Source organism: Rhodovulum strictum (assembly GCF_009649175.1).
Classification (GTDB): domain Bacteria; phylum Pseudomonadota; class Alphaproteobacteria; order Rhodobacterales; family Rhodobacteraceae; genus Rhodovulum; species Rhodovulum strictum.
Window position 1 is genome coordinate 22,743 of record NZ_WJPO01000036.1, and the last position, 8,967, is coordinate 31,709.

An 8,967-nucleotide genomic window follows, 5' to 3' on the forward strand; every position below is an offset into this window, starting at 1 on the left:
GGTTACGCGGGCTGCGGCATGCAGGCCCGGTCGTCTTCGGCGGGCAGCCGAAGCAGTCCTTCGCGCGCAAAGGAGCGCGCATGAACGAGCCAGACCTCTCGCGCGACGCGCCAGTTCTGGCCCACTGGCAGTTCGTCGATGATGGCAAGTGCCCGCTCGATCCGCTCGGCATCGTCGGGGTGCTCCAGGACCGGGCTGGCGCCGAAGAAGATCGCCATCTCGGCCTGAAGCGCGATCCGATCCGCCTGGACGATCTCCGCCGCGCGCGGACGCGTCGCGACGGCCCACGCGGCGCCGATCACGCGGTCCACGCGCGCCTTCGCCCGGTCGATGCACTCGCGCACGGTGGCGCCCGCATAGGGCAGGCCGTGCTCGGCGATGAAGGCCACCGCGGGCGAGGTCATGTCGCCCAGGATCGCCTCGTGCGCGTCGTGCAAGAGCGCCCAGGCCTTCTGTTCCGGCGCATCGACCAGGCGTGCGACCAGAACCGAATGTGCCGCCACCGACCAGGGCTCGGGCGTGCGGCCCGAGAAGCGGTTGATCTTGGCCAGCGCATCGGCGACCCGCCACGCGCTGACATCGCGCGGGGACAGCGCCGTCAGGTCGATCAGGCCATCCGCGGTCTGAAAGGGGACGCCCATCCCGCCCCCCTCACAGCGACGCGATGTTGAGCACGATCTGCTCCATCCGGCCCGTGCGCTCCTCGCGCTCGTAGAACCGGATGTAGGTCGCGCTGCCATCGACCCGGATCGCATCCGAGATCGCGGTCATCGCCTTTTCCCATTTCGGGTCGGGCTTGCCCTCGGCTGTCTTCATTTCGAGCTTCCTGAGGCCCAGCACGCGGCCCGTGTCGATGCGGCCCTGCTTGTTGACCTGGAAGGCGTGCTCGACGAGCGCGCGGATATTGGCGTTTCCGCCTTCCGCCCAGTCCTCGATGCACTCGTCGATCAGGGCCTTGGCCGCCTGCAGCTCGGGGCCGAAGCTGATCCGCTTGCTGACCGCGACCTCGACCTCGAGGCTGCCGTCGAAGCTGCGGAAGGTGACGTTGCCCTGCGGCCCGCCGACGCGCGCGCCGTATTTCTCGAAGATCAGGTCCTTGGCGGCCATCACCTCGGACAGAGACGATTCCTTGAAGGCTGCGAGCGCGCTGCGCATGGACTTCGCGCCGCCGGTCAGGCGGCGGACCAGCTCATCCTTCATCTGGTCGGCCTCGCTGATGCGCGAGAGCGGCACGTAGCGCCCTTCGCTGTCCATCCACATCGGGTCGGCGGCAAGGGCCTCCGGCCTTGTCTGTTCCGGGTTCTCGGTCATGCGCTGGATCTCCTGTTGGCATGGATCGAAGGGGGCGCGCAGGCAGGGTCAGCCTGCGCGGCGAACGGGTTCATCGGGCAGGCCCGGCAGGCCGCCCAGTGACGCAGACGCTCGGGGTTCGAGGTCGACATCGGCGCCGAGGCGTGGGCGCGGCACTCCTCGGCCGGGATGCCCTGGCGCAGGAACGGGCAGAGCACCCGGTTGCGGTACAGAGCGGTGACCTTTGCGCCGTATTTCGCGGTCACCTTGTCGATCCGGGCCGGATAGGTCCCCGCCAGCAGCATCGACAGCGACGGGCGTGCCATGCCGATCTCGCGCGCGACCTCGGCGATGCTGCGGCCCTTGTCGATCTCGGCGCGCAGCAGCTCGATCCATTCCGGATCCGGAATCTCGATCATCAGACGGGGCTGCACGGAACATCCTTTCCGGTGTTGTGATCGTGGACAGCGCGGCGCACATCGCTCCAGACCGGCGCGCGCGGGCCGGTGTCCCGGACCAGCTGAAACCGCAGGAACCCGTTCGATCCCGGCGCGTGGCCGGGCTCGCGCGCCAGCTGACGCAGGTAGCCCGCCTGGACCAGCGCCCGGAAATACCGCGTCAGGTTGTCGACCGGGTCGCCCTCGTCGCCCCGGGCCGCGACCATCGCGATCTCGCGGATGGTGAACTGCCTCTTGATGCGCATCGCGGCCCAGGCCCGCTGACGGATCGTGTCCCGCCAGGGCGCCTTCGGCTTGCGGTGCGGCCCGCGCGGGCCGCTCACGATGCGCACGGCGTTCCGCGCGGCGAACCGGCCGCTGTCGGTCAGCTGGAAACATCCCCGCTCCAGGCGCTCGACATAGCCCCGCTCGATCAGTCCGGCCGCCGCCGCGCTCACCTGCCGATGGCTCAGGCCCAGCTGACCGGCGATCTCGTCGATCATCAGGCAGGCCTCGCCCAGGTGATGCAGCAGCCGGGTCTGGTTGGTGAACGCCTCGTCGCTCATTGCGGGCGCCCCGGAACAAGGATCGGCTGGCTGGACTTCCGGTCATTGATAAGGTGCTGCCCGGCCATTTCGCGGAGGCTCAGCCCGTCGGCGCCGGCGGGCGGGTTGCGCAACCCGAACCGCTCGATCGCCACGATCGCCTCGCGGATCTCCCTGTTGAACCCGCGCGTCGCCTGGGTCACGAAACCGGCCAGGTCCGGCGCGACCGGCACCTCGCACTGCGCCGCAAGAAAGGCCTGAACATCCTCCAGCTCCGCCGGCTCGAAGCGGACATAGCGGCTGATCCGCGATGCCGTCTGCGGATAGCGGGTCAGGTTGTCCCGGATGCGGCCCATGCCGACAAGGATGAACGGGACGCCCGACAGGTCCGCCAGATCCCTGACGGTATCGACCAGCTTGCCCTTGCCCGAGACGTAATCGGCCTCGTCGATCACGACGGCAAACTGGCGGTCGGCGATCGCCGCGGCCTGCGCGCGTTCTCCCAGAGCGGCGAGGCAGGCCTTGAACCGTGCCTCGTAACCGTGGGGCGCGTTCACCCGCGCCTCGGCCAGCAGCTCGCCCAGCAACCAGTACGAAGTCCACTCGGTCTTGGCGCGCAGGTAGACGCCGCCGCTGGTCGTGGCCCACCGCATCAGGATCGTGGTCTTGCCGAGGCCCGGCAGGCCGTCCACCACGATCAGTCGGCATTCCTCGGCCCCGCGCGCATCGAGCGCGCTCAGCCCCTCCATGAAGCGGGCGTAATTCCTTGTTTCAACGAAGACGGGTCTCATGTATGCTCCTTCCTCTCTACTGCTCGTCAGGGCTTCAGGCGGCGGACCTGAGCAGGTCGTCCAACGTGTCCAGGTCCACGCCTGCAAGTCTCAGAATCTCTCTCCCGGAATGACGTCCCATCAGCTCGCTCAGCAGCCGCGCCCGGCCGGGCGTCAGTTGCGACGGATCGGCGATGCACTGGAACGCCAGCTCCGCGTCGGGATTGGTGTATCGGGCGCCCGCTGCGGCGGCCGGGGGCGGGGCATCGTCCACGACCCGCAGCGCGCTGGGCTGGACGACAGGATCGATCTCGGCCACGGGCCGGATGAACTCGTCCATGGTGAAGGGCGCGTTGAGTTGCTCCTCGATCGCGGCCGTCTTCTTGCCGATACGGCGCAATTGCGCCTTCACGCGGGTTTCCTCGGCCGCGCGCTGCGCCGTCAGCGGCACATAGCGCTCCTTGTTGCCGCCGAAGGTCGCCACGCAGATCAGCGGCCCGGGCAGGCCCGTTTCGGCGTCGAACTCGCGCACCCAGACCCGGTCCGCCTGGTGGAAGTCGTAGCCCACCAGGACCGTCTTGCCGTGATGGCGCTCCAGGTCGGGGTGGAAATACGTGTTGGTGTTCCACTCGACCAGCGCGCGCCGGGTGATCCGCTCCTCGTAGGGCCGGAACAGGTCGTCGCGCTCGTCCTCGGCGACGGTGACCGGCTCGAACCCGGCGGCGGCGTGGGCGGCCCAGGCCTCGTTGGGGCTCATGGTCCGGCGCCGCATCCCGGCCTCGGGATCCTCGAACACCGGCAGCGCCGAATGCGGGCGGGCGTTGTACTCCTCGATCGCCGTCCGGCACATCGCCAGGAAGGCGTCCCAGTCCAGCAGGACGCGCGACCGGCCGACCTCGGCGATCTCGCGGCGCGTCCGCTTGTGGACGGCCTTCGCCGCCTCCTTGTCCATGTCCGCGCCGATATAGGTGGGCAGCCGCTTGGCCAGCGGGTTCCAGACCGTGCCGTTGAACCGCTCGATCAGCCCCTTGGCCTGGCTGTTATAGGGCAGGGCATGCATCTTGGTGATGCCGAGCCGGGCCATCAGCCCGCCCCAGTCCCCGTCGAAGGTCTTGTTCTTGTAGCCCGGGCCCCGGTCCGTGTAGAAGATCGCCGGAATGCCGTGATCGAGGCAGGCGTTGCGCAAGGCCTCGGTCACCGCGATCACGTTCTCCTTGCGCGACACGGCGAAGCCCACGCATTTCCGCGTCGCCACGTCCAGGATCGAGGTGATCTCGGGCTTGATCGGCCGTCCGCTGACCGGGTCCGCCACCTCGGCGTCGAACGTCTTGCCGTCCGCGGTATAGACCGTCGTCGGCCACATGCCCTCGGTCGTGCGCTGGACATAGGCCATGCGCGATTTCAGCGTCAGCAATCCCTCTCGGCCGACGCTTTTCTCCAGCGACGAGAGCTTCTTGAGCGCGCCCCGCACCTGGTCGATGGTCAACCCCATCGCCGGGTCGGTGACCGTGCCCATATAGGCGGCCAGCGCCTCGGTGGCCGACGGCTTGGCCGGCATGGCATAGAACCTCATGAACCCGTCCCAGCCCGGCGGCAGTGCAGCCGACGCGCGCGTCGGTGCGGGCACCAGTTCGGGCGCCCCGCCCTCGTCCCAGGCCTTGAACCAGGTGTAGATCGTCCGCCGCGCGATCGGCCCACGGCCCCGCGGCCGGTTGTTCGCCGCCTCGACCACCTCGGGCCGCAGATCGAACCCCTCCGCCGCGGTCAGCACCAGCGGCTCGGCCAGCGCGCGCAGATCGCTGTCCGTCAGAACCGCGCCGCGGTCGCGCCGCCGCTCGATTTCCTGACGCTGCCGATACGCCGCCTGCGCCTCCAGGAACCGCGCGATGCCCCAGGCCCGGTCCTCGCCCATCGAGATCGCATACCCCTCGATCGACATCACGACCTCGGCCCGCGCCTCCATCACGCGCCGGGCCTTGGCGCTCGCCCCCGCCGCCTTGATCGCGGCGATCCGGCGCCGCTCGGACGCCGCCGCCTGCAGATGCGCGGCCGTCCGCAGCGCCCGCTTGTCCAGGTGATGCACCGCGACCTGCATCCGCTCGGGCAGCAGGCTGAAATGGTACTCCATGCCGCCGCCGCCTTCGCGGCCCGGCCGCTTCCGCGCGACCGTGGCCGGCATGTCGTTCCATCCTTCGCGCTCGGCCAGCTTCAGCACGCCGCGCTTCGTGGTCGGAAACGACGTCAGCCCGCGCGCCTTCGCCAGATCGGCCAACTCGCGCGCTGTGAACCAGACCTTCACCTCGCCCGCGCCCGTCAGAACCAGATCCCGGCCGCTCATCGCCGTGCCCTCCGCCGCGCCGCCAGCGCCTGGCGCCGCGCGGCCACTTCCTGCTCGTGCTCGAACAACAGCTGCTCCTCGATCAGGTCCGCATACTCGGCCTCGATCACCGTCAGGCCGAACTCGCCCGGCACGAACCCCAGCGCCTCGCGCGCGCCGGTCGCGTGAACCAGGCCGATGAACGCATCCAGCGGGATGCGGTGATCCTCCGAACCCTCGGAAGACCACTTGTTCAGCATCGATTCCGACACGGGCCTGCCAAGGAAGTCGGAAATGCGCCGCGCCACCTCGGCCCGGCTCAGGCCCTTGTCTTCTCGCGCATCCCGCAGCGCATGGGACACGATCCGCGCGATCTTGTTGTCCAGCCGCCCGCGCCCGATGACGTCGGCGCTGTACCCGACGCCCACCTTCGGCGGCTCCCAGGAGAACAGGTCCTTTGTCAGCGGGTCGCGGTGCCGGGACATCAGAACCGCCCCTGCCGCTTCAGCGAGGCGATCACCCGCTCCTCATGCGCCGCGATCAGCCGGTCGAAATCCGGGTCCGGCAGCGCCTTGAACCGCTCCGACAACTGGCCGAACCGCTTCTCCTCGGCGCTCGGCGCGACCCCGTCAGCCATGAGCTCCAGCGCCTGCGCCACATTGCCCGCGCGCCCCTCCAGGATCAGCGCCAGAACCGCCGCCTGCCGCGCGGCCGTCAGCTCCGACAGCGCCTTCAACTCGGTCTGCTTGTCCGCCAGGTCGGTCCCCGCCAGACGCGCGCGCGAGTCGGGCGTCAGGCCGGTCCAGATCCTGACGGCAAGCTGGATCGCACGCTTCGAAAGTCCGATTTTCTCTGCGGTTGCCTCGGCAAATCCGAAGACCTCCCGATCAAGATGCAAACTTTGCGTTTTGGTCGCCGATTTCCGGTCTCCGCCATGCTTTGCCTGCGGATAGACCCGCTCGTAGACCTGCTTCAGCTCGTACAGGTGATGGCACCGGTCCAGCGCGATCAGCTCGCCCCGTCCAAGGTTCTCCATCACCTCTTCCAGCCGCGCTTCATCGTCTGTCGCGGCCGTCGAAACCCGCGCCGGGATCGCCGCCTCGCCATTCATCTCGAAGGCGCGCAGCCGGTGCAGCCCGGCGACCAGCTCATAGCCATCGCCCGCGGCCCGCACCGTGATCGGGTGCTGCAACCCCTGCGCGGCGATGATCCCCGCCAGCGCCTGCGCATTCTCTTCGGAATAGGTCCTCGCCCGATTCTCCGGCACCGCGATCTGGGCCAGCGGGATCGTCAGATAGGTCGTGTCGCTCATGATTGCCTGTAGGTCTCGTGTTGCTCGTCGGTGATGCCCCGGCCGGGGCGGGTGCGAGGGGGTATCCCCGGCCGGGGCGACCCGCGGACGTCAATCGCCGCGCGGGCCTCCTGCCTTCCGTGAGTGGGGGCAGGTGTTCACAACCGGCCCTCAAGGGACCGCATCTCGCGCTCCGCAAAGGCCAGTTTCTCCAGGCTGTCGGCGGTGGTCGTCGCGGCCAGCGCGCAGCGGCGCAGCTGCTGGATGCTGACGGGCATGCCCGCGCCCAGGACCATCTCGGTCGCCAGCGCCAGCCGCTGTGCCTCGGTCAGCCCGGCCAGCGCATTGCGGATGGCCTCGATCAGGGGCAGCACCGCCGTCATGACGCCGCCTCTGCACTCTGCATGGCGTCGGCCTGGGCGAGCCGGGCGATCCAGTCGAACGCCCCGATCCCGACCCCGATATGGACCAGGTTGGCCACCTCGTCCGCCGCAGCCTCGGCCTGCTCGCTCAGCCGGATCAGCCTGCGGATGAACGCATCGCTGTCATCGTCCTCCAGCATCAGCGCACCCAGCTCGTCGCTCAGCGCCTTCGACGCTTCTGCCGCGATGCGAAGCGTACCCAGCCAGCCCCGGAAACCCGGCTCGATCCCGGCCGCCATCACCAGCACCCCCCGCACATCGCCAGCCCGGTGCCATAGGCGACCCACAGCCCCGCGGTGAACAGCATGGCCAGCGCCACCCCGCCCGCCACGTCGTCGAAGGTCAGCGCGGCGGCGGCCGAGGCCAGCGTCGCCAGGACGCCGCCGCCCGTCTCGGCGGGCAGCGGGGAAAGGGCCGCCTGCCGGCCGGTCTGCGCCTGGGGCTGGGGCTGCGGCTGGGGCTCTCCGGTGACAAGCCAGCTCAGATCGGCACCCACACCTTCGGCCAACGCGCGGCAGCCATCGACAGGGACCTTCACGGTCCCTTTGATCCACTTGTTCAGCTGCTCGGCGGTTATGCCGGCAGCCCGCGCAGCCGCCGATTTCGTGTCATACCGTTCGACAACCTGGGCGATCCGCTCGCCCAGGCGTTGCCGCTCGATGTCAGCGCCCGGCTGCGCCCTGGACGAAACCCCGCTCATGCGCAGCGCCTCTTGTCAGCGCCCGCGGCATCCTTTTCCCTTTCGACGGGCGGGTATTTCGCGGTATCGAGGATCCGAGGTTTGTTCTTGGGATAGCGGTCGGGCCACAGCTGCTCGGGCTTCAGGTCCAGGAAGTCGGCAATCGCCTTCTGGGCCTTGTAGTTGCAGTGGGAGTTGACCTTGCGGCACATCGACGGGTCCAGGCCCGCGCGCGTCGCCAATGCGGTCAGCGTCATGCCCCGGCGGTGCAGCTCGGCCTTGATGCCGTGCCAGTCCAGCACCGGGGCCGGTTTCTTCTGTTCCATGAAGCCTCCTTCAAGGGGCGGGTGCGTCACCACCCGCCTTTTGTTGGGTCTGTGGTCACAATGGCGATGCGTGGGAGCGTGCCGCCGTAGGGAAAGGAGTAAACAGAGTTACTCTGTTTGTAAACAGAAAAGCTCTGTTTAGTGTTCATGGGTCGAAAGCCTATTGTTAACAGTGAGTTGGGGCGTAGGCTCACGCAGGTTCGTGAGGCTGCTGGCTTCAAGACGCGCAAAGAGTTGGCGGCGACGCTAGAAATGAATGCCGAGACGCTCGGCGGGTACGAGCGCGGGACATCGATCCCAGACCATGCGTTCCTGAAGCTCTACAAAGACAAGTTCGGCATCAGCATCGACTGGCTTGTCACCGGCGAAGGCGAGATGTCCCTGTCAGACGTGCCCCGGTCGCCCTGGGAACCGCTCCTCGCCCAGGACCGGGCGATGTACGAACGCGCCATGCGCGCTGTCACGGGCACAGGCGTGCTGGGGCCGGTCGCAACCGGACCCTCGGGATTCATCCACCTGCCGCTGTTCGATATCCACGCCTCGGCGGGCCTCGGCATGCCGGTGGGGCCAGAGGTGCAGCTGGGCGCGCTGGCCCTCGATCGCGCCTTCCTGCGCGCCCAGGGCGCCAACCCCGAAAACTGCTCGATCATCGCCGCCTCGGGCGATTCGATGGAACCCTCCATCCCGAACGGCGCGCTGCTCGTCGTCGATCACGGCCAGACCGAAATCCGGCACGGCCACATCATGGTCGTCAACGTGGGCGAGGATCTGCTGGTCAAGCGCATCCGCCGCCGCCTCGACGGCCTGGTCGAGCTGATCTCCGACAACCCCGCCTATCCCCCCGAAACCGTCGGCCGCGACATGATCGACCAGCTCCGCATCGTCGGCCG

13 protein-coding genes are annotated in these 8,967 nt (G+C 68.7%); 1 reads left to right on the plus strand and 12 read right to left on the minus strand.

Features of this window, described 5'->3' with window-relative positions; translation table 11 throughout:
- Positions 1–2 precede the first annotated feature (2 nt).
- The 12 genes from GH815_RS18900 to GH815_RS17050 all read right to left on the minus strand — a co-directional run bounded on the left by GH815_RS18900 (position 3) and on the right by GH815_RS17050 (position 8,077).
- Complete coding sequence (locus GH815_RS18900; RefSeq protein ID WP_170290379.1) at positions 3–641, minus strand: hypothetical protein; 639 nt, start codon at positions 639–641, stop codon at positions 3–5.
- A gap of 10 nt (positions 642–651) precedes the next feature.
- The gene (locus GH815_RS17000) at positions 652–1,311 is read right to left on the minus strand and encodes a DUF3164 family protein (RefSeq protein WP_211365115.1); all 660 of its coding nucleotides are present in this window, start codon (positions 1,309–1,311) and stop codon (positions 652–654) included.
- The gene (locus tag GH815_RS17005; RefSeq protein ID WP_211365116.1) at positions 1,308–1,709 is read right to left on the minus strand and encodes a helix-turn-helix domain-containing protein; all 402 of its coding nucleotides are present in this window, start codon (positions 1,707–1,709) and stop codon (positions 1,308–1,310) included. Before GH815_RS17005 ends, GH815_RS17000 begins: the two co-directional genes overlap by 4 nt.
- Entirely contained in the window at positions 1,709–2,293 is a 585-nt protein-coding gene (locus tag GH815_RS17010) for a helix-turn-helix domain-containing protein (RefSeq protein ID WP_132694675.1), read from the minus strand. The genes GH815_RS17005 and GH815_RS17010 overlap by 1 nt, the downstream gene beginning before the upstream one ends.
- Positions 2,290–3,063: an AAA family ATPase gene (locus tag GH815_RS17015; protein WP_132694676.1), complete on the minus strand. Its 774-nt coding sequence runs from the start codon at positions 3,061–3,063 to the stop codon at positions 2,290–2,292. Before GH815_RS17015 ends, GH815_RS17010 begins: the two co-directional genes overlap by 4 nt.
- A gap of 34 nt (positions 3,064–3,097) precedes the next feature.
- Positions 3,098–5,380 carry a Mu transposase C-terminal domain-containing protein gene (locus GH815_RS17020; protein ID WP_153749941.1) on the minus strand — a complete coding sequence of 761 codons (2,283 nt, stop codon included), beginning with the start codon at positions 5,378–5,380 and terminating at the stop codon, positions 3,098–3,100.
- A complete protein-coding gene (locus tag GH815_RS17025; RefSeq protein WP_246176501.1) occupies positions 5,377–5,844 on the minus strand; it encodes a helix-turn-helix domain-containing protein in 468 nt (155 codons plus the stop codon). The genes GH815_RS17020 and GH815_RS17025 overlap by 4 nt, the downstream gene beginning before the upstream one ends.
- Positions 5,844–6,671, minus strand: a complete 828-nt coding sequence (locus GH815_RS17030) for a ParB/RepB/Spo0J family partition protein (protein ID WP_153749943.1) — start codon at positions 6,669–6,671, stop codon at positions 5,844–5,846. Before GH815_RS17030 ends, GH815_RS17025 begins: the two co-directional genes overlap by 1 nt.
- Positions 6,672–6,808: 137 nt before the next feature.
- Positions 6,809–7,033: a hypothetical protein gene (locus GH815_RS17035; RefSeq protein WP_153749944.1), complete on the minus strand. Its 225-nt coding sequence runs from the start codon at positions 7,031–7,033 to the stop codon at positions 6,809–6,811.
- Positions 7,030–7,311 (minus strand): hypothetical protein, encoded by a 282-nt coding sequence (locus tag GH815_RS17040; RefSeq protein ID WP_153749945.1) that lies wholly within the window; start codon positions 7,309–7,311, stop codon positions 7,030–7,032. The genes GH815_RS17035 and GH815_RS17040 overlap by 4 nt, the downstream gene beginning before the upstream one ends.
- On the minus strand, positions 7,311–7,772 hold the full coding sequence (locus GH815_RS17045) for a hypothetical protein (RefSeq protein WP_153749946.1): 462 nt from the start codon (positions 7,770–7,772) through the stop codon (positions 7,311–7,313). Before GH815_RS17045 ends, GH815_RS17040 begins: the two co-directional genes overlap by 1 nt.
- Entirely contained in the window at positions 7,769–8,077 is a 309-nt protein-coding gene (locus GH815_RS17050; protein WP_132694683.1) for a helix-turn-helix domain-containing protein, read from the minus strand. Before GH815_RS17050 ends, GH815_RS17045 begins: the two co-directional genes overlap by 4 nt.
- A 147-nt stretch (positions 8,078–8,224) precedes the next feature.
- On the opposite strand from GH815_RS17050, the gene GH815_RS17055 reads away from it, so the two are divergent.
- Positions 8,225–8,967 (plus strand): S24 family peptidase (locus GH815_RS17055; protein WP_153749947.1); only part of this gene is annotated, 743 nt, incomplete at its 3' end.